This window comes from Streptomyces sp. NRRL B-24484, from assembly GCF_000717715.1.
In the GTDB taxonomy this organism is placed as follows: domain Bacteria; phylum Actinomycetota; class Actinomycetes; order Streptomycetales; family Streptomycetaceae; genus Kitasatospora.
Genome location: NZ_JOAI01000036.1, coordinates 15075 through 34251 on the forward strand (window position 1 = coordinate 15075; position 19177 = coordinate 34251).

A 19177-nucleotide genomic window follows, 5' to 3' on the forward strand; every position below is an offset into this window, starting at 1 on the left:
TCGGCGGGGCGCCGCCGCGCCCCGCCGATCCCGATGAATTCTGCCGAACTGTGACATACCCCATGCCATGGGTCGATATCCCGGCAAGTGGGTCGTCTTTCCCGATTCGACCGCGTCCGGCGGCCCCGGTTCGGCTGCGTGGAGCAATCGGCGGCGGGCGCCCCCGCAGGGTCCCGTACCCCGTCCGGGGGCTGCTCAGCCGCGGATCGGCCCGGCGCCCGGGTCCGGCGCGGGCCCGGTCCGCGGCGGGCTCAGCCCGCCGCGAGCAGTTCGGCGACGTGCGGGAGGACCTCGCGGTCGTGGGCGAGCCACTCGACGTCGTCGAGCTCGTCCGGGCCGAGCCAGCGCAGCTCGGAGTGGTCGGCGAGCGGGCGGGGCTCGCCGGAGAGCAGTTCGGCGGCCCAGATCCGCAGCTCCAGGCCGGCCCGCACGGGCCAGCTGCCGGGCAGCGGGCGCAGCGCGCGGGCGCGGACGCCGAGCTCCTCGGCGAGTTCGCGTTCCAGCGCCTGCTCCTGGGTCTCACCGGGTTCGGCCTTGCCACCGGGGAACTCCCAGTAGCCGGCGGTCTCGGGGGGTGCGCTGCGGCGGGCCGCGAGCACCCGGCCGCGGTGCACCAGGGCGCCGCCGACGACGTACCGGACCTCGGGCTGCGGGGCGTCCTGCTGGGTGCGGGGTGCGACGGCCTCGACCCAGTACAGCTGCTTGTGGCCGCGGGCCTCGAACTCGGCGGCGAGCGCCTCGGCCTCGGCCCGGCCGAGCCCGGTGGCCACGGGGAAGCGGTTGCCGTTGTCGTCCTGGCGCATCACCCGGTGATCGTCCATGGCGCCACCGTAACGGGCCCGGCCCGGTGGGGGACGGGCCGGACCCGTTCGCCGACCGTAGGCGCCGTTTGCTACCGGCCGGTACGCCGCCGGTTAACAGCGGGTTAGACGGTGCGGCCGGCGGCGGCGCGGTCGGCGGCGGCGGTGCCGGTGACCCGCGCTCGGCGGCACCGGTCAGCGGCGGGCGAGCAGTTCGCCGTGCAGGACGGCGAACCAGCCGTCCGGGTCGGCGGCCCAGCGGCGCCAGCCGGCCGCGATCCGGGCCAGGTCGGCGGGGTCGGCCAGGCCCTCCGCGAGGGCGGTGGCGGCGGTGGCGGACTTCTCGGTGCGCTCGGCCCAGGTCTCGCCCCACCACCGGCGCCGCTCGGGATCGGCGAAGGTCCAGCTGCCGGAGCCGGCGGTGAGGTCGGTGAACCCGGCGGCCCGGGCCCAGGCGGCCAGCCGGCGGCCGGCGTCGGGCTCGCCCCCGTTGGCCCGGGCGATCCGGCGGTAGAGCGCGGACCACTCGGCCAGTTCGGGGAGCTCCGGGTACCAGGCCATCGCGGCGTAGTCGGCGTCGCGGACGGCGACCAGGCCGCCGGGTGCGGTGACCCGGCGCATCTCGCGCAGCGCGGCCACCGGGTCGGCGACGTGCTGGAGCACCTGGTGGGCGTGCACCACGTCGAACGCGCCGTCGGCGTACGGCAGCCGGTGCACGTCGGCGACCTCGAACACCACCGTGGTCAGCCCGCGGTCGGCGGCGTGCGCGGCGGCCCGGGCGAGCACCTCGGCGGAGGTGTCGACGGCGACCGTCCGGCCGTCGGGGCCGAGCCGTTCGGCCAGGTCGGCGGTGATCGTGCCCGGTCCGCAGCCGACGTCCAGCAGTCTTTGCCCGGGGCGGAGTTCGGGCAGCAGGTAGGCGGCGGAATCGGCGGCGGTGCGGCTGCTGTGCGAGCGCAGCACGGACTCCTGGTGGCCGTGCGTGTAGGCGGCCCGACGGTTCGTCATGTTCGGCTCCTCTCGGCTCCTTCCGATGCCGACGAGCGTAGACCCGTCTCGCATGACGGGAAATATCGTCTCGTCATTCAAGACGATGGCCGGTCGGCGTGGTCACCGGAAGGGCCGCGCGACGACAATCGGAGCATGGGAAAGACCTACGAACGCATCGACGGCCGGCTGCGCGCCTTCATCGAGGAACAGCCGGTCTTCTTCACCGCCACGGCGCCGCTGGCCGGCGACGGCCACGTCAACCTGTCCCCCAAGGGCCGGGCCGGCACGCTCGCCGTCCTGGACGAACTCACGCTGGCCTACCTGGACTTCGGCGGCAGCACGGCGGAGACCCTGGCCCACGTGCGGGAGAACGGCCGGATCACGCTGATGTGGTGCGCCTTCGCCGGGCCGCCGACCGTGGTGCGGGTGCACGGCCGGGGCGAGGCCGTCTTCCGCGACGACCCGCGCTTCGCCGACCTGATCGGGCACTTCGACCCGGCGGCCGACGGCTCCGCGCTGCGGGCCGTGGTGCTGGTGCACGCCGAACGGGTCAGCGACTCCTGCGGGTTCGCCGTGCCGTTCATGGACTACCGCGGCGACCGGGAGCTGCACGCCCAGTACTTCGACCGCAAGACCGACGAGGAGTTCGGCGTCTACTGCGAGGGCAAGGAGTACGTCGGCACCAGCATCGACGGCCTGCCCGCACTGCCGCTGCCGCTGCCGCCGCGGACCGGCTGAGGGCCCGCGGCGGCAGCGGCGGCCGGTCAGTTCAGGGTGAACCAGGTGGAGCGGGACTTCTTCCACTCCGGGTGGGTGAGGTCCTTGGCCTCGGTGCCGTCGTTGTACAGGTCGGCGGCGCCGTCGTCGGTGATCAGCTGGGCGCGGCCGCCCGGGACGGTGAGGTCCGGCACGTCCACCACGGCCTCCCAGGCGCCGGCGTCGGTGGTCGGCAGGTCGCGCAGCTTCACGGGTGCGTCGGTCGCCACGCCCGTCCATCGGTAGAGCGCGTACGGGTCGGAGTTGTCGTCCGCGGCCCAGGAGCCGGCCACGATCAGGTACTGGTCCGCGGCGTTCTTGCGGATGTCCCGGACGGACAGCCCGCCCAGGTCCAGGGTGATCGGGGTGCCGAACGCGGCGTGCACCGAACCGCCCGGCAGCTGGCCGTAGTTGGTGACCGGCACCAGCAGCGCCTTGCCACCGTTCGCCGGCGGAACCAGCGGCGCGCGGAAGGCCACGTACGCGGTGGTGGTGCTGCCCGGCGCGAACTCCAGGCCCTCGACGTTGAAGCCGTTGATCTGCTTCGGGACCTGGCCGGAGGCCGCGCCCGCGGCGAAGCCGAAGCGGTTGCCGTTGGCCTTGTCCCAGGTGATCAGGTCGTCGCGCAGGCCCTTGTACTTACCGCCGAGGGCCAGCTGGGTGGCCGCGCCGGAGCCGGTGACGGTGGTGGTGAAGACGGTGGTGCGGTCCGGCTTGAGGCTGCCGTCCTTGCCGTTGCCGAGCGAGCCCGTCCAGTAGATCGTGTTGCCGACCCGGGCCCCGCCCTCGATGTCGATCTCCTTGGAGACGCCGAGCGCGGACGAGAAGTCCCAGGTGCGGACCGGTGCGCCGGAGACGTTGCGGTCGTACAGGCGCAGCACGTTGGACTCGTCGTCCGCGACCACGATGTAGCCGCCGCCCACGTCGACCGCGGCCGAGGCGTCGCTGGAGCCGGTCAGGTAGCGGCTGTCGGCGGCGTACTGGACGGCCGCGGAGGCCGCGTAGTGCAGGGTCTTGGTGGCCGTCTTGCCGCCGAGGCCGGTGACCTTGACGGTGAGGTCGGTGTAGCCGACGCCGCGGGCCGCGACGGCCAGGGTGCGGCTGCCGGTGGTGCCGGTGACCGTCACGTCGCCGGTCTGCGCGACCGAGCTCCTGGTGGTGGCGGAGGCCGCCACGGTGAGCGCGGAGACGTCCGCACCGCTCTGCGCCACCGTGACGGTGACGGTCGGGTCGCCGGTCGCACCGACGGCGCCGGACAGGTAGCTCGCCGACAGGGTGATGGTGGGCGTGCCGTACGTCACCGCGGAGGCGGGAACGGCGACGACGGGGACGGAGGCGAGCACGAACGCGGCCGCGGCGAGCGCGAGCGAACGGTGACCGGACACGGGGGGTGGGCCCTTCGACGGGGTCGGACGAGGACCGGACCAGGGTGGGGGCCGTGCGCGAACTCCGGCCGTACGGCACCCGGCCGGACGACGAACGGCACCGCTCGAAAACCGTACGCAGGATGCCGTGGCCATGGCCGGTCACCGGGCCGGACGGCCGGTGACCGTACGGTGGGGCGGTAGCCGACCGATCGGAGGACCCGTGTCCCGCCGCCCGTACGTCCTGCTGAGCGCCGCCGTCTCGCTCGACGGCCACCTCGACGACGCGTCACCGGAGCGGCTGCTGCTCTCCAATCCGGCGGACTTCGACCGGGTGGACGAGGTCCGGGCCGGCTGCGACGCGCTGCTCGTCGGCGGCACCACGCTGCGCCGCGACAACCCGCGGCTGCTCGTCAACTCGCCCGAGCGGCGGGCCGCCCGAGTCGCGGCCGGCCGGCCGGAGTACCCGCTCAAGGTCACCCTCACGGCGAGCGGCGGCCTCTCGCCCGCGCTCAACTTCTGGCACACCGGCGGCGCCAAGGCCGTCTACACCACCGACGCCGCCGCCCCCGCGCTGCGCGGTGCGCTCGACGGGCTCGCCGAGGTCGTCGCGCTCGGCGCCGAGGTCGGGCTCGGCGCCCTCCTCGACGACCTGGGCGCGCGCGGCGTGCAGCGGCTCATGGTCGAGGGCGGCGGCAGCATCCACACCCAGTTCCTCGCCCAGGGCCTCGCCGACGAACTCCAGCTCGCCGTCGCCCCGCTGCTGGTCGGCCAGCCGGCCGCCCCGCGCTTCCTCGGCCCGGCCGACTACCCGGGCGGACCCGCCCGGCGGATGCGGCTGCTGGAGGCACGTACGGTGGGCGACGTCGTCCTGCTCCGCTACGCCCCGAAGGAGTCCACCCCGTGACCAGCGACGCCGTCCCCGGCACCGACCTGTACTGGCTCGCGCGCGCCGTGGAGCTCTCGCGCCGCTGCCCGCCCTCCGCGACGGCCTTCTCGGTCGGCGCGGTGGTCGTCGGCGCCGACGGCGAGGTGCTCGCCGAGGGCTACAGCCGCGAGGTGGACGAGAAGAACCACGCCGAGGAGGCCGCGCTCGCCAAACTGCCCGCCGGCGACCCGCGGCTGCGCACCGCCACCGTGTACAGCTCGCTGGAGCCGTGCGGTCAGCGCGCCTCGCGGCCGCTCACCTGCGCCCAGCTGATCGTCGCGGCCGGGGTGCCGCGGGTGGTGGTGGCCTGGCGCGAGCCGGACCTCTTCGTGCAGGCCTGCCAGGGCACCGCCCTGCTGGAGGCGGCCGGTGTGGAGGTCGTGGAGCTGCCGGAACTCGCCGGTCCGGCCCGCGAGGTCAACGCGCACCTGCTGGGCGGCTGAGCCGGCCGGGTCCGTCCCGGCCCGCTTCGACGGCACTTTTGTATCCTGGAGAGACAAACACGCCGTTTCCGAGGAGCCGCCCCGCATGCCTGCCACGACGCTCACCACCCGCGCCCTGCTCCTCGACATGGACGGCACCCTGGTCAACTCGGACGCGGTGGTCGAGCGGTGCTGGCGCCGCTGGGCGGCCCGGCACGGCCTCGACGGCGACGCCGTCATGCGCGTCGTGCACGGCCGCCAGGGCCACCTGACCATGGCCGTGCTGCTGCCCGACCGCCCGGTGGAGATCAACCTCGCCGAGAACCGGCAACTGCTGGCCGAGGAGACCGCCGACACCTACGGGGTCGTCCCCGTGCCCGGCGCCGAGGCCTTCCTGGCCGCCCTCCACGGGCAGCCCCACGCCCTCGTCACCTCGGCCGACGAACCGCTCGCCCGCGCCCGGATGGGCGCTGCCGCGCTCCCGCTGCCGGAGACGATGATCACCGCAGGCTCGGTCGGCGCCAGCAAGCCCGACCCGGAGGGCTTCCTCAAGGGCGCCGCCGCCCTCGGCTTCGCGCCCGCCGACTGCCTCGCCTTCGAGGACTCCGAGGCCGGCATCACCGCCGCCCTCGCCGCGGGCATGCCGGTGGTCGGCATCGGTCCGCGCGCCCTGCCGCACCCCGCCACCGTGCACGCCGAGGACCTGACGCAGGTCGCGGTCGCCCCGCAGCCGGACGGCTCGCTGCGGATCACCGTCGGCTGAGCCCGGCCGTCCCGGCCCCGGCCGGGGAACGCGGGTGTCGTCCCGGCACGTCACCTCCCGGCCCGTCACCGTGCCGTGCAGGGCGGCCAGTTCCCCGGCGTCGGCGCCATCAGGCCGGCGCGGTGCGGCACGGTGGCGCCCGGCCGGGCACTCGGCGGCCCGGCGACTCCTCCTGACGGTCGGCGACTGTCGTCGGCACCCTGTTCCGGGCCGCCCGGCGCGGCCGCCCGCCGGGTGCGGCGCGTCCGCGAGTCGTACGGTGGAGGGAGGTCGACCGGGGATCGTCGGCCCCTCGCTCCGTGCCCGGGCCGCCCCAGGGGGTCGGCACGGTCAGGAGCTTCTGTCATGGGCACCAAGACGATCGAGGAACTGGCGGGCGCCGTCCACGGGAGTGTGGTCGGGCCCGGCGACGAGGACTACGACGAGGCCCGCAAGGTCTACAACGCGATGATCGACCGCAAGCCGGCGGCCGTGGTGCGCTGCGCCAACGCCGGCGACGTGATGGCGGCGGTCGACTTCGCCAGGAACAACGGGATGCCGCTGGCCGTCCGCGGCGGCGCGCACAGCGTCCCCGGGTACGGCACCTGCGACGGCGGCGTGGTCGCGGACCTCACCGGCATGCGCGGCGTCCGGGTCGACCCCGTCCGCCGCACCGCCCGGGTGGACGGCGGCGCCACGCTCGCCGACCTCAACGCGGCCACCTACCCCTTCGGACTCGCCGTCACCGGCGGGATCATCTCCACCACCGGCGTCGGCGGACTCACCCTCGGCGGCGGATTCGGCTACCTCGCCCGCAAATTGGGCCTGACCTGCGACAACCTGCTGTCCGCGGACGTGGTCACCGCCGACGGCCGGCTGCGGGTCGTCAACGAGAAGGAGGAGCCGGACCTCTTCTGGGCCCTGCGCGGCGGCAGCGGCAACTTCGGCGCGGTCACCTCCTTCGAGTTCAGGCTCGGCCCGGTCAAGGACGTCTTCGGCGGTCCGATGCTCTTCGAACTGGACCACGCCGAGGCCGTGCTGAAGCGGTACCGCGAGTACATCACCGAGGCCCCGGAGGAGCTCGGCGTCTTCCCCGGCTTCCAGATCGCCCCGCCGCTGCCGTTCATCCCGGAGGAGCGGCACGGCGACACCTTCGTCCTCGTGGTGGCCTGCTGGGCGGGCCCGCCGGAGGAAGCCGAAGCGGCGATCCGGCCGATGCGCGAGGTCGCGCCGCGGGTCGCGGAGATGGTCGGCCCGATGCCGTACCCCGCGCTCAACAGCGCCTTCGACCCGCTGGTGCCGCCGGGCCTGCAGCACTACTGGAAGGGCGTCTTCTCGACCGAGCTCACCGACGACGCGATCGCAGCCCACCTGGAACACGGGCCGAAGGTGCCGAGCATGAGCTCCACCATGCACATCTACTCGATCAACGGGGCCTGCCACCGGGTGCCGCCGGAGGCGACGGCCTTCGCCCACCGCGAGGCCACCTTCGCCACCGTGATCGCGGGCATGTGGCCCGACCCGGCCGAGAACACGGCCAACACCGCCTGGGTGCGCGACTACTACACCGCCGTCGCCCCGCACTCCGAGGCCGGCGGCTACGTCAACTTCATGGCCGACGACGACCAGCACCGGGCCGCCGACAACTACGGCTCCAGCTACGCCCGGCTGGTGGAGGTCAAGCGGGCCTACGACCCCGGCAACCTGTTCCGGGTCAACCACAACATCAAGCCGTAGCCATAGCCATATCCGCGGCCGCGGGCGCGGGCGCAGCAGCGGCCGTCAGCCGAGGACGGCGCCGGCCAGCTGCATGATGACCGGGGCCTCGGCGCCGTCCAGGCCGGTCGGGTTGAGCGAGTAGACGACCGTCCGGGAGAGGTCCCGGGTGGCGAACACACCGCTCGTCCAGCCCGGCCTGGAGCCGGTCTTGCCCCAGATCTCCACGCCGCCGACCTCCGTCCGCTCCAGGCCCATGCTCATGCAGGCCCGGCCGGCGTCCGGCCCGGTCTCGCAGTGGCTGCTGTGGTGGGTCGGCACGTCGGGGACGGTGAACAGCGCCTGCTGCTGGGCGGGCGGCAGCAGACGGCCGCGGAACAGCGCGGTGATGAAGCGGTCCAGGTCGGCGGCGCTGGAGATCAGCCCGCCCTCCGCCCACGGCCAGGGGCTCTGCTCGGTCACGTCCACCTGCCGCGGGGTGCCGTCCGGGCCGGGCACGGTCAGCCGGGGGCGGGCGGTGGGGTGCCGCAGCGCCGGGTCGTCCACGGCCGGCACCGAGGTGTCGTGCAGCCCGAGCGGGCGGATGATCCGCTGCTGCACCTCGTGGGCGTAGCCGTGCCCGGTGACCTTCTCGACGAGCAGGCCGGCCACGAAGGTGTTCATGCCGTTGTACTGCTGCGCGGTGCCGGGCGCGAAGGCCATCTCCTGGCCGTTCATCGTGGCCACCACGCGCTCCGGCGACCAGGACTCGAAGCGGTGGTCGACGAACCACGCGGCCGAGCCGTCGCCCCACGGGCCGTCGGCGCCGTTCGGGAGCCCGCTGGTGTGGTTCAGCAGCTGCCCGACCGCGATCGGCGGGAAGGACGCCGGCAGCAGGCCGGGCAGGTAGTGCTGGACGGGGGTGTCGAGGTCGAGGCGGTGCTCGGCGGCCAGTTGGAGCACCACCGTCGCGGTGAACACCTTGGAGATCGAGCCGATCCGGAACCGCCCGTCGGCGTCCGGGGCCCGGCCGGTGGCCGGGTCGCCGATGCCGCCCACCGCGTCCAGCCGGCCGGCGCGGCCGGAGACGTGCACCAGCGCCCCGGACACCTCGGCGGTCGGCAGCCCGGCGAGCACCCGGCGGACGGCGGCCCGGTCCAGCGGCGGCACCGGGGCGGTGGCCTGCACCTGCACCGCGGCGGTGGGCCGCGGGGCGGCCGAGGCGGGACCGGCCGCCGTGCCCACGGCCAACGCGGCGAGCACCGCTCCGGCGGCGGCAACGGCGGTCCAACGGGTACGGCGCACAACTGCGGTCACGACGCGATCTCCTGACGTCCGGTCATCACGGGCCGGGCCACCCGGCCCCGCACAGGAGTCTTGCGAAACCGGCTCCCGGATCCATCGGGGACGAACCCCCACCCGCCCCCGATCCCGCACCCGGGACAACCCCGATCCGACCCGGGCGCCCCTCCGGGACGGAGGACCGCCGCACCCGGCCGACCGGAACCGGAACCGGCGAAGGGGCCGGCTCCCGGAGGAGCCGGCCCCTTGCGGGCCGCAGGTCCGCCGCGCACCCGGCGCGGCGTCGGAGCGGGTCAGACGTTGAAGCGGAACTCCACCACGTCGCCGTCCTGCATGACGTACTCCTTGCCCTCGATGCGGGCCTTGCCCTTGCTGCGGGCCTCGGCGATGGAGCCGGTCTCGACCAGGTCGCCGAAGGAGATGACCTCCGCCTTGATGAAGCCCTTCTGGAAGTCGGTGTGGATGACACCGGCGGCCTCGGGGGCGGTGGCGCCCTTCTTGATCGTCCAGGCCCGGGTCTCCTTGGGGCCGGCGGTCAGGTAGGTCTGCAGGCCGAGGGTCTCGAAGCCGACCCGGGCGAGGGTGGCGAGGCCGGGCTCGTCCTGGCCCATGGACTGGAGCAGCTCCAGCGCCTCCTCGTCGTCGAGCTCGATCAGCTCGGACTCGATCTTGGCGTTCAGGAAGATCGCCTCGGCGGGGGCGACCAGGGCGCGCTGGGCGTCCTTGAAGTCCTCGTCGGCGAGCTCGTCCTCGTCCACGTTGAAGACGTAGAGGAACGGCTTGGCGGTGAGCAGGTGCAGCTCGCGGATCGGGTGGGTGTCGAAGCCCGCCTCGAAGAGGGTCTTGCCGGTCTCCAGGATCGCCTTGGCGGCCTCGGCGGCGGCCAGCACCGGCGCGGTGTCCTTCTTGAGGCGCGCCTCCTTCTGCAGGCGCGGCAGGGCCTTCTCGACGGTCTGCAGGTCGGCGAGGATCAGCTCGGTGTGGATGGTCTCGATGTCGTCCTTGGGCGAGACCTTGCCGTCGACGTGCACCACGTCGGGGTCGGTGAAGGCGCGGACGACCTGGCAGATCGCGTCCGACTCGCGGATGTTGGCGAGGAACTTGTTGCCCAGGCCCTCGCCCTCGCTGGCGCCGCGGACGATGCCGGCGATGTCGACGAAGTCGACGGTGGCCGGGAGGATCCGCGCCGAGCCGAAGATCTCGGCGAGCTTCGCCAGCCGGGTGTCCGGGACACCGACGACGCCCACGTTGGGCTCGATGGTGGCGAACGGGTAGTTGGCCGCCAGCACGTCGTTCTTGGTCAGGGCGTTGAACAGGGTCGACTTGCCGACGTTCGGCAGGCCGACGATTCCGATCGAGAGCGACATGAAGCGATGTCCCGTGGGCTTGGAGGGCGTGGAGCGGCCGGAGGCGGCCGATCCCCCAGTCTACGGGGCGCGCTCAGTCCCTCCGGTCGGGCTCCAGGAACTCCAGCCGGTTGCCGAGCGGGTCGGCGCTGTGGAAGCGGCGGCGGCCGGGGACGGAGTCGTCCCAGCGGACGGGGTGGCCGTGCTCCTCCAGCCGGGCGGCCAGCGCGTCCAGGTTGTGCACCAGGATGCCCGGGTGGGCCTTCGGCGAGGGCGCGAAGTCGGGGACGACGCCGAGGTGCACCTCGGCTCCACCGCCGCGGAACCAGCAGCCGCCCCGCGCGGCCAGCAGCGGCGGCTTGGCCAGTTCGGTCATCCCGAGCACTCCGGCCCAGAACGCCCGGCAGGCCGGCTTCGCCCCGGCCGGGACGTCGAGCTGCACGTGGTGCACCCGCTCGAAGGCGAAGTCCGTCATCGCGCCCCTCCACCGGCGACCGCTCCGGGTCACCCTCGCTCCGGTTCGTCCCCGTCCGGACCCCGTCGGGCCGGGCGCCGGGCCGCCTCGGTCGTGGACGACGCTACCGCGCCCCCGGACACGCCCGGTCGGGAATTCCGGCATTACACACTGTGGCGATGATCGGACCGTACGTTGGGTGGGTGGAGCAGCAGAGCATCCGTACCCAGCCCCCCGGGCCCCGGCGGCGGCCGCCGTCCGGCGCCGACCGGGCCGCCGTTCCGAGCCCCGCCGCACCCGTCGACTCCCGGTTGCGCTCGGCGTCCGGCGGCGCGGTGGTCCGCCGGCCGCGCCTGCCGTGGGCGGGGCGCGGCCGGGAACGGACGGGGCGGCCGGCCCGGCTGACGGCGGTGGGCGCGGGCGTGGCCGCGGTCGTCGGGACGCTGCTGGTCGCCGGGGTGGACCGGATGCTGTCCGGGGGCCTCGGCGTGCTGTTCGGCCTCGGCTACCTGGTGGTCTGCTTCCAGTTGGCCGTCCGCGTCCGCTACCCCGACCTGCCGGCCGCACCGATCGCGGGGCCGATCGCGTTCGCGCTGGCGCTGGCGCTGCTGCAGCCGGTCGGTACGGCCGGCCTGACCGGCCGGGTGGTGGCGCTGGCCAGCGGGCTCGCGGTGCGCGCCGGCTGGCTGTTCGCCGGGACGGGCGTGGCAGCCGTGATCGTGGCGGCCCGGTTCGTGGCCCAGCGCCGGATCCGCCGCACCAAGTAGCACCGCAGGGGTGGTCCCTTCCCGGTGCGCCCCTGGTGGTGCAGCCGCCCTGGCCAACTCGCGTGGGCGGCCTAACTCGCGTGGGCGGCGGCGGCCATCGCGGCGCCGACGATGCCGGCGTTGTTGCGGAGCTCGGCCGGGAGGACCTCGGCGGCGCGCTTGCGCAGCAGCGGCAGGAACTTCTCGTGCTTGCGGCTGACGCCGCCGCCGATGATCATCAGCTGCGGCGAGAAGAGCATCTCGACCAGGTCGAGGTACTCGTCGACCCGGACGGCCCACTCGGCCCAGGACAGCCCGTGCCGCTCCCTGGCGGCCGAGGAGGCGCGCCGCTCGGCGTCCTTGCCGCGCAGTTCCAGGTGGCCGAGCTCGGTGTTGGGCACCAGGGCGCCGTCGACGAAGAGCGCGCTGCCGATGCCGGTGCCGAAGGTGAGCAGCAGGACGGTGCCGCCGCGGCCGCGCCCGGCTCCGTGGGTGACCTCGGCGATGCCGGCCGCGTCCGCGTCGTTGACCACGGTGGCGGGCAGGTCGAGGGCCTCGCGGAAGAGCCCCTCGGCGTCCATGCCGATCCAGTCCTTGTCGACGTTGGCGGCGGTGCGGGTGCGGCCGCGGACCACCACGCCGGGGAAGGTGAGGCCGACCGGTCCCTGGTGGCCGAAGTGCCGGACGACCTCGACGACCGCCTCGACCACCGCGTTCGGCGAGGACGGCTGCGGGGTGAGCACCTTGAAGCGCTCCTCGGCGAGCCCTCCCCCGGCCAGGTCGACCGGGGCGCCCTTGATCCCCGAGCCGCCGATGTCCACGCCGAATACCGTCGCCATCCCGCCGTTCCTCCCTCGAAGCGTTGTCCACAGCCTGTGCACGGACCGCGGCCTGCGCACCAACCTACGGGCGCGGCGCCGCCCCCGCCCGCCGTGCCGTCCCTCCGGTACCCGGTGGCGGGCAGCGCGAAGCCCGGGCGTCCGCGGTGTGCGAACGCCCGGGCTCGGTGCGGGTCGGGGCCGCCGCGCCCCGGGCTCGGCTCAGAGCTTGCCGGCGGCCTCGGCGCGCAGGTCGCGGCGGAGCTCCTTGGGCAGCGAGAACTGCAGGTGCTCCTCGGCGGTCTTCACGGCCTCGACGTCGGCGTAGCCGCGCTCGGCGAGGAACTCCAGGACGCCGTCGACGAGGATCTCGGGGACCGAGGCGCCGCTGGTCAGGCCGACGGTGGTGACGCCCTCCAGCCAGGCCTCGTCGATCTCGTCGGCGAAGTCGACCAGGTGGGCGGCCTTGGCGCCGTACTCCAGGCCGACCTCGACCAGGCGGACGGAGTTGGAGGAGTTCTTGGAGCCGACGACGATCAGCAGGTCGGTCTCGGGCGCGAGCTTCTTCACCGCGACCTGGCGGTTCTGCGTCGCGTAGCAGATGTCGTCGCTGGGCGGGCTGACCAGCAGCGGGAAGCGCTTCTGCAGTTCGCCGACGGTGGCCATGGTCTCGTCGACGGAGAGGGTGGTCTGGGAGAGCCAGACGACCTTGGACTCGTCGCGGACCTGCACGCCTGCGACGTCCTCGGCACCGTCCACCAGGTGGATGCGGTCCGGGGCCTCGCCCATCGTGCCGATGACCTCCTCGTGGCCCTCGTGGCCGACGAGCAGGATGTCGTAGCCCTCCTCGGCGAAGCGCACGGCCTCCTTGTGCACCTTGGTCACCAGGGGGCAGGTGGCGTCGATCGTGGCGAGCTTGCCGGCCTTCGCCTCGTCGTGCACGGACGGGGCGACGCCGTGCGCCGAGAAGACGACGATCGAGCCCTCGGGCACCTCCTCCGTCTCGTCGACGAAGATCGCGCCCTTCTTCTCCAGGGTCTGCACGACGTACTTGTTGTGGACGATCTGCTTGCGGACGTAGATCGGGGCCCCGTACTGCTCCAGGGCCTTCTCCACGGCGATGACGGCGCGGTCGACGCCCGCGCAGTAGCCCCGGGGGGCGGCGAGCAGGACACGGCGCTGTGCAGTGGTGGACATGGCTCCATCGTACGGGCGCCCCGCCGCGGCGCCCCACGCGCAGGGGGCCGACGCGCAGGGGCGCCCCGGGCGCCGGGGCGCGCGGGCCGCCCCGGCGGGGCCGCGGCGTCAGCGTGCGGCGCTAGCCTCGTGGGCATGGCGAACAGCAGCTCCCCCGAGGCGCCCGTCCCGGTCGGCAAGGTGTCGGCGATGATCGGCGGTTGGATCGACCGGCTGGGCGAGGTCTGGGTCGAGGGGCAGATCGCGCAGCTGAACCGGCGCCCCGGCGCCGGGATGGTGTTCCTGACGCTGCGCGACCCTGAGCGGGACGTGTCGCTCACGGTGACCTGCTTCCGTTCGGTCTTCGAACAGGTGGCGGAGGTCGTCCAGGAGGGCTCGCGGGTCCTCGTCCACGCCAAGCCCGAGTGGTACACCGCGCGCGGCACGCTCTCGCTGCGGGCCTCGGAGATCCGGCTGGTCGGGCTCGGCGAGCTGCTGGCCCGGCTGGAGCAGCTGAAGCGCAAGCTCGGCGCGGAGGGGCTGTTCGACGCGGAGCGCAAGCGGCCGCTGCCGTTCCTGCCGCACTGCGTGGGGCTGGTGACCGGCCGCGGCTCGGCGGCCGAGCGGGACGTGCTGGAGAACGCCCGGCGGCGCTGGCCGGCCGTCCGGTTCGAGGTGCGCAACGTGCTGGTGCAGGGCCCGAACGCGGCGGCGCAGGTGGCGGGGGCCGTCCGCGAGCTGGACGAGCACCCGGAGGTGGACGTCATCGTGGTGGCCCGCGGCGGCGGCAGCGTGGAGGACCTGCTGCCGTTCTCCTCGGAGGAGCTGGTGCGCACGGTGGCGGCGGCCCGGACGCCGGTGGTCAGTGCGATCGGGCACGAGCCGGACCAGCCGCTGCTGGACTACGTCGCCGACTTCCGGGCGTCGACGCCGACCGACGCGGCGAAGCGGGTGGTCCCGGAGGTGGGCGAGGAGCTCGCCCGGGTGCGCCAGCTGCGGGACCGCGCCCGGCGCTGCGTGGTGGGCCGGGTCGAGCGGGAGCTGCACGGGCTGGAGGGGGTGCGCAGCCGTCCGGTGCTGGCCGCACCGCACCGCCTGGTGGCGGACCGGTCGGCGGAGGTGACGGCGCTGGCGGAGCGGTCGCGGCGGGTGCTGGGGCACCGGCTCGACCTCGCGCAGACGGACCTCGGGCACGCGCTGGCGCGGGTGGTGGCGCTGTCGCCGCTGGCGACCCTGCAGCGCGGCTACGCGGTGCTGCAGAAGGCCGACGGGGCCGTGGTGACGGACCCGGCGCAGGTGACGGCCGGCGAGGAGCTGCACGCGCGGGTGGCGGAGGGCGGCTTCGGGGTGACGGCCGCGCCGGAGTGAGCGCGGACCGGCGGCCGGGCCGGGCTCATTCGACCGGGGTGCGGGCGTGCGGGGGGCGGCTCATGCTCTCCTGCACGAGGGTGTTCCACTCGCGGCTGAGGTCGGCGAGCTCGGCCTGCGCCCGGTCGGCCGCCTCGTGGGCGTGCCGCAGTTCGCGGTGCACGGCCTCCAGCAGGCGCAGCAGGGCGTCGGCGCCGAGCTGTCGGCCGTCGGCGAGCGGCGGCGCCGGGGGCGGCGGTATCGCGGGCGGCGCGGCCGGCGGCAGTGCGGCCGCGCGGGCGGCGACGAGCTCGGCCTGACGGGCCGTCCTGGCCTCGGTCTCGCGCATCCACCGCCTGGTCCGCGCGAGCGCGTACTCGGTGGTGGACAGCGCCGCCACGGCCAGGCAGCCGAGGAACGGGATCCAGCGGGTGTCGTAGGTGCCGGCGACGATCAGTGCTGTTCCGCCGACCGCGCCCACTGCTCTGAGCGCATCGGCCGCCACCGGAGAGAATCTCGGCATTCCAGGCCTCACCTCTGCATGTGCACTGCCCCTCCCCCGCGGTTCTCGTCCGGCGGAAAAGAACCGCGCTCGCTTTCCTGCTGCAGGCCGATCGCCTGGGAGATGGAGGCGAGAAGGAATTTCCGGATCATGGGGTGGGTGACACCCCAGGCATCCAACGCTTCCTCAGGGGTGATGGGTGAGCGTACTCCCCGAGGGAGATCATTTGCGGATTCCTCGGAAATCACTCCGCCGCGGACCAGGAGCTCGTGCAGGTCGAGGTGGACGACCTGCGCGATTCTCTGGAATTGGGAGGGGCGGGGAAGGGTCTCGCCGCGCAGCATGCGCCCGACCGCGGAGGCGCTCATGCCGGTGTCCCGGGCGAGGGCGAGCCGTCCGCCGGCGCCGGGGGTGAGGTCGTAGCCCGCACGCCGGGCGGCCTCGTGAACGACGGCGCCGAAACGTTGGGCGGGGGTGGTCTCCGAGGCGGTGTCCTCAGTCGGCTGCATGGCGGGCAAGGCTAGCGCGTGTCATGTCCCAGATGCATCGACTTGCATGTCTGCAAGCCAGTGACGATCTGTCAGGTCCCGCCAAATCTGGATAGCAGTGAGGCGAACTGACGGAATTTCGGAATCGCTTGCACGCATGCATGCCCGCTCGTATCGTTGCGGCACCTGCTCTCCGGGAGGTCCGGTATGGATGGGACGCTGCGTGGAACGCCGCGTGGAACACCGCACCTGATCGAGGCCGCCAAGGCCGGCGACCGGGACGCCTGGGCGGAGTTGTACCGCCGATATCGGGGGCCCGTCCTGGCCTTCCTCACACGGCGCACCGGGAATCGCGCACTCGCCGAGGACCTGACCCAGGACACGTTCGTCCGCGCAATGGCGTGCATTGACGGGTTCCACTGGACGGGCAAGGACATGGGGGCGTGGATTTTCACCATCGCCCGGAACATCATGTTCGACCACGACAAACGGCGGGCCACCCGCAGCGAGTCGACGGTGGCCGCGGTCGCGGATTCCGATGCGGGAATCTGCGTCGAGGACCTGGTGGTCTCGCTCGTCGAGGCCGAGCGCGTTTTCGCCGCGCTCGCGACATTGACCGAGCACCAGCGGACGGCGCTCACGCTGCGCTACTGGGACGACCTCAGTTCGCGGGAGGTGGCGGCCGCGATCGGCATCCGGGTGGGCGCCGTGAAGACCCTCACCTGGCGGGCCCGCAGCACCCTCCGCCGCACCCTCGCGTCGGCCGCCGCCGAACGCCGCGCCGCAGCCGAGCACTGCACTCCCGCCGAACGCGGTACGCCGGCCGAACGCTGCGCACCCGCGGAGCGCTGCACCGCGCCCGAGCGCCGCAGCGCTGCCGCCCGGCGGCCGGTCACCCCGCGGTGATCCACCGCCGGTGATCCACCGCCGGTGATCGACCCGCAGTGATCGGCCCCGCGGTGATCGACCCGCCGCGATCGGTCCTCGACGAGCCGCTGCCGCGAGAGCGGCCGGGCGTGCCCGCCGAAGCCGAGGCTGCGGTAGAACTGCTCGCCGTCGGCCGTGGCGTGCAGGTCGATCCGGGTCACCCGCCGCTCGTCGAACCAGCCGATCAGCGCCTCCGTGCAGGCCCGGGCGTGGCCGCGCCGGCGCCGGCCGGGGTCGGTGCCGACGGTGAGGACGAAGCCGGACCGCCCGTCCGGCTGCCCGGGGGCGGCAGCCGCTCCTCCGGGTGTCGATCGCGCAGGCCGCCGGCCCGCCCGGGCGGTCCGGGTCGTCCACCACGCAGGCCTGCAGGGTGCGCAGGTCGGCGGGCGGGGGCGAGGCGCTCGCGGAGCATCCGCTCGGCGGTCGCGCGCCACGGCCCGGCCGGCCCCCGGTCGCCCGGCTCCCCCGGCCCGGCGGAGGGTGCGGCGGCCATCGCCGCGAACATCGGCGCCCGCGGCCGGACCGGTTCGGGAGCGTCCGCCGCCCGGGCCTCGCGGACGGCGGGTTCGTCGTCATGGCCCCGGAGGCTGCCCGGACGGGGTCTGCGGACGCACCGGATTTGTCGTCCGCAGCCCCTACGCTGGCCGCATGGCAGATCAGCAGCAGGGCGGCCCGGAGACGGCGGGCGCGGGGCAGGCGGCGGGCGGGGCGGGCGGCGACGAGGCGCTCGGGTACGAGCAGGCCAGGGACGCGCTGCTGGAGGTCGTCCGGCGGCTGGAGACCGGTGGCACGTCGCTGGAGGAGTCGCTGGCGCTGTGGGAGCGCGGCGAGCAGCTGGCCAAGGTGTGCCAGCGCTGGCTGGACGGCGCCCGGGCCCGGCTGGACGCGGCGCTGGCCGCCGAGGAGACCGCCGGCGAGTGATCCCGCCACCCCGGCCGCGGGGCCGGCCGGCAGGTGACCCGGACCGCACCGCACGGGTGTGAGCGGCGTCACGCCTGCTTGCGGAATAGTTTAAGTTTCACCTAACGTTGGATCCCGGTGAACGGTCCTCCCGGCCGTCTCGACCGCTCCCCGTCTTCCGTTTGAGGTGGATTCCGCAATGACTCTGGCACTCGACGCCGCCGCCCAGGACCTGCTCTTCCGCGAGGCCCGTACCGCCAACACCTTCACCGACGAGCCGGTCAGCGACGAGCAGGTCCGGGCCGTCTACGACCTGGTCAAGTTCGGTCCCACCGCCTTCAACCAGCAGCCGCTGCGCATCGTGCTCGTCCGCACCGACGAGGGCCGCGAGCGCCTGCTGCAGCACATGGCCGAGGGCAACCGCGCCAAGACCGCCACCGCGCCGCTGGTCGCGATCCTCGCGCAGGACAACGAGTTCCACGAGGAGCTGCCGACCCAGCTGCCGCACTTCCCGCAGGCGAAGGACATGTTCTTCTCCGAGCGCCCCGTCCGCGAGGCCTCCGCCACGCTGAACGGCGCCCTGCAGGCCGCCTACTTCATCATCGGCGTGCGTGCCGCCGGCCTGGCCGCCGGCCCGATGACCGGCTACGACGCCGCGGGCCTGAACAAGGAGTTCTTCGCCGACGGCGAGCACTCCGTGCTGGCCGTGGTCAACATCGGCAAGCCCGGCGACGACGCCTGGTTCCCGCGCTCGCCGCGCCTGGAGTACGACGAGGTCGTCACCACCGTCTGATCCCGCTCCGGGCCGCGCACGGTCCGGGCACGCCGAAGGCCCCCGCGGTTCACCGCGGGGGCCTTCGCGCTGCTCTCCTCCGGCGGGCGCGGGGGGCGCGCGCCGGGCCGCGCGCTACTTCAGCGCGGCGGCCAGCTGGGCCAGTTCGTCGTACGAGGCGGAGCCGGTGACGACCGTGGTGGCGGTGCCGACCGGGGTGGTGAGACCGCGGTACTTGGTGCCCTGGAAGCGCTGCCAGTCCTGGCCTGCCACCGGCGTGCTGCCGTCCGGCCTGCCGCCCGGCACCACGGTGCCGATCACGTCGTCGCGGGTGCCGTTGGACTGCTCCACCGCGGCGTACTGGCCGGACGGGGTCACGAAGCCCAGGTGCCACAGGGCGTTGCCCTTGCCGTCCTTGCGGTACTCGACCGAGGTCGCCCGCCACTGCCCGGAGAGTCCCTGCGGGCCGAGCACCGGGTAGGGCGCGGCCCGCTTCGCCGAGGCCAGCGCCGACCGGTAGTCGACGACGTGCACGCCGTCGCCGCCCTCGTGCGGGATGAAGAGGTACCCGAAGAAACCCACGACACCGACCGCCAGCATCGACAGGATCATGTCCCGTACCGTCTGCCGACCTCTCTTGCTGCTGCTGCCTGCCACCCGTCCATGGTGGACCATGCCCCCCGCGCCCCCGACCACCGGGTA

General features: G+C 74.2%; 19 protein-coding genes and 2 pseudogenes. 9 read left to right on the forward strand and 12 right to left on the reverse strand.

What is annotated here, in order from left to right; translation table 11 throughout:
- Window positions 1-251: 251 nt before the first annotated feature.
- Window positions 252-821, reverse strand: a complete 570-nt coding sequence (locus tag IE98_RS52310; protein WP_324605802.1) for a (deoxy)nucleoside triphosphate pyrophosphohydrolase — start codon at window positions 819-821, stop codon at window positions 252-254.
- A 174-nt stretch (window positions 822-995) separates the two neighbouring features.
- Window positions 996-1808, reverse strand: a complete 813-nt coding sequence (locus IE98_RS0127700; RefSeq protein ID WP_030273540.1) for a methyltransferase domain-containing protein — start codon at window positions 1806-1808, stop codon at window positions 996-998.
- Window positions 1809-1943: 135 nt separating this feature from the next.
- On the opposite strand from IE98_RS0127700, the gene IE98_RS0127705 reads away from it, so the two are divergent.
- A complete protein-coding gene (locus IE98_RS0127705; protein ID WP_030273543.1) occupies window positions 1944-2528 on the forward strand; it encodes a pyridoxamine 5'-phosphate oxidase family protein in 585 nt (194 codons plus the stop codon).
- 26 nt (window positions 2529-2554) lie between these two features.
- On the opposite strand, the gene IE98_RS0127710 is transcribed toward IE98_RS0127705, so the two are convergent.
- Window positions 2555-3931, reverse strand: coding sequence for a DUF3616 domain-containing protein (locus IE98_RS0127710; protein WP_030273545.1), 1377 nt, complete (start codon window positions 3929-3931; stop codon window positions 2555-2557).
- Window positions 3932-4133: 202 nt separating this feature from the next.
- Here IE98_RS0127710 and IE98_RS50175 point away from each other — a divergent pair.
- From IE98_RS50175 to IE98_RS0127730, 3 genes and pseudogenes are all read left to right on the forward strand, one after another.
- A pseudogene (locus tag IE98_RS50175) lies at window positions 4134-5281 on the forward strand (dihydrofolate reductase family protein).
- A gap of 85 nt (window positions 5282-5366) precedes the next feature.
- The gene (locus tag IE98_RS0127725; RefSeq protein WP_030273550.1) at window positions 5367-6023 is read left to right on the forward strand and encodes an HAD-IA family hydrolase; all 657 of its coding nucleotides are present in this window, start codon (window positions 5367-5369) and stop codon (window positions 6021-6023) included.
- 345 nt (window positions 6024-6368) lie between these two features.
- Window positions 6369-7739, forward strand: a complete 1371-nt coding sequence (locus IE98_RS0127730; RefSeq protein ID WP_030273552.1) for an FAD-binding oxidoreductase — start codon at window positions 6369-6371, stop codon at window positions 7737-7739.
- A 45-nt stretch (window positions 7740-7784) separates the two neighbouring features.
- Here IE98_RS0127730 and IE98_RS0127735 read toward each other — a convergent pair whose 3' ends face one another.
- The 3 genes from IE98_RS0127735 to IE98_RS0127745 all read right to left on the reverse strand — a co-directional run bounded on the left by IE98_RS0127735 (window position 7785) and on the right by IE98_RS0127745 (window position 10820).
- Complete coding sequence (locus IE98_RS0127735) at window positions 7785-9014, reverse strand: serine hydrolase domain-containing protein (protein ID WP_043175286.1); 1230 nt, start codon at window positions 9012-9014, stop codon at window positions 7785-7787.
- 278 nt (window positions 9015-9292) lie between these two features.
- Entirely contained in the window at window positions 9293-10366 is a 1074-nt protein-coding gene (ychF, locus tag IE98_RS0127740; RefSeq protein ID WP_030273556.1) for a redox-regulated ATPase YchF, read from the reverse strand.
- A gap of 73 nt (window positions 10367-10439) precedes the next feature.
- Window positions 10440-10820, reverse strand: coding sequence for a VOC family protein (locus IE98_RS0127745; protein WP_030273558.1), 381 nt, complete (start codon window positions 10818-10820; stop codon window positions 10440-10442).
- A 158-nt stretch (window positions 10821-10978) separates the two neighbouring features.
- Here IE98_RS0127745 and IE98_RS43185 point away from each other — a divergent pair, with 158 nt between their 5' ends.
- Window positions 10979-11566 carry a DUF6542 domain-containing protein gene (locus IE98_RS43185; RefSeq protein WP_159401088.1) on the forward strand — a complete coding sequence of 196 codons (588 nt, stop codon included), beginning with the start codon at window positions 10979-10981 and terminating at the stop codon, window positions 11564-11566.
- A gap of 71 nt (window positions 11567-11637) precedes the next feature.
- Here IE98_RS43185 and ppgK read toward each other — a convergent pair whose 3' ends face one another.
- Both ppgK and IE98_RS0127760 read right to left on the reverse strand, forming a co-directional pair.
- Window positions 11638-12384: a polyphosphate--glucose phosphotransferase gene (gene ppgK / locus IE98_RS0127755; protein ID WP_030273562.1), complete on the reverse strand. Its 747-nt coding sequence runs from the start codon at window positions 12382-12384 to the stop codon at window positions 11638-11640.
- A gap of 201 nt (window positions 12385-12585) precedes the next feature.
- Entirely contained in the window at window positions 12586-13560 is a 975-nt protein-coding gene (locus IE98_RS0127760) for a 4-hydroxy-3-methylbut-2-enyl diphosphate reductase (protein ID WP_030273564.1), read from the reverse strand.
- A 135-nt stretch (window positions 13561-13695) separates the two neighbouring features.
- On the opposite strand from IE98_RS0127760, the gene xseA reads away from it, so the two are divergent.
- On the forward strand, window positions 13696-14907 hold the full coding sequence (gene xseA, locus IE98_RS0127765; RefSeq protein ID WP_030273566.1) for an exodeoxyribonuclease VII large subunit: 1212 nt from the start codon (window positions 13696-13698) through the stop codon (window positions 14905-14907).
- 25 nt (window positions 14908-14932) lie between these two features.
- Here the strand turns inward: xseA and IE98_RS0127770 are convergent, their stop codons facing one another.
- Complete coding sequence (locus tag IE98_RS0127770; protein WP_159401089.1) at window positions 14933-15409, reverse strand: hypothetical protein; 477 nt, start codon at window positions 15407-15409, stop codon at window positions 14933-14935.
- 8 nt (window positions 15410-15417) lie between these two features.
- A complete protein-coding gene (locus tag IE98_RS0127775) occupies window positions 15418-15897 on the reverse strand; it encodes a helix-turn-helix domain-containing protein (RefSeq protein WP_052391051.1) in 480 nt (159 codons plus the stop codon).
- A gap of 186 nt (window positions 15898-16083) precedes the next feature.
- On the opposite strand from IE98_RS0127775, the gene IE98_RS51145 reads away from it, so the two are divergent.
- On the forward strand, window positions 16084-16782 hold the full coding sequence (locus IE98_RS51145) for an RNA polymerase sigma factor (protein WP_052391052.1): 699 nt from the start codon (window positions 16084-16086) through the stop codon (window positions 16780-16782).
- 179 nt (window positions 16783-16961) lie between these two features.
- On the opposite strand, the pseudogene IE98_RS51150 reads toward IE98_RS51145, so the two are convergent.
- Window positions 16962-17237: pseudogene (locus tag IE98_RS51150) on the reverse strand (hypothetical protein); the annotation flags it as partial.
- A gap of 214 nt (window positions 17238-17451) precedes the next feature.
- Here IE98_RS51150 and IE98_RS0127785 point away from each other — a divergent pair.
- Together IE98_RS0127785 and IE98_RS0127790 are read left to right on the forward strand one after the other, a co-directional pair.
- Complete coding sequence (locus IE98_RS0127785; protein ID WP_030273573.1) at window positions 17452-17724, forward strand: exodeoxyribonuclease VII small subunit; 273 nt, start codon at window positions 17452-17454, stop codon at window positions 17722-17724.
- 178 nt (window positions 17725-17902) lie between these two features.
- Complete coding sequence (locus tag IE98_RS0127790) at window positions 17903-18496, forward strand: malonic semialdehyde reductase (RefSeq protein ID WP_030273575.1); 594 nt, start codon at window positions 17903-17905, stop codon at window positions 18494-18496.
- Window positions 18497-18610: 114 nt separating this feature from the next.
- Here IE98_RS0127790 and IE98_RS0127795 read toward each other — a convergent pair whose 3' ends face one another.
- Window positions 18611-19150, reverse strand: coding sequence for a DUF4245 domain-containing protein (locus IE98_RS0127795; protein WP_052391053.1), 540 nt, complete (start codon window positions 19148-19150; stop codon window positions 18611-18613).
- Window positions 19151-19177 lie beyond the last annotated feature (27 nt).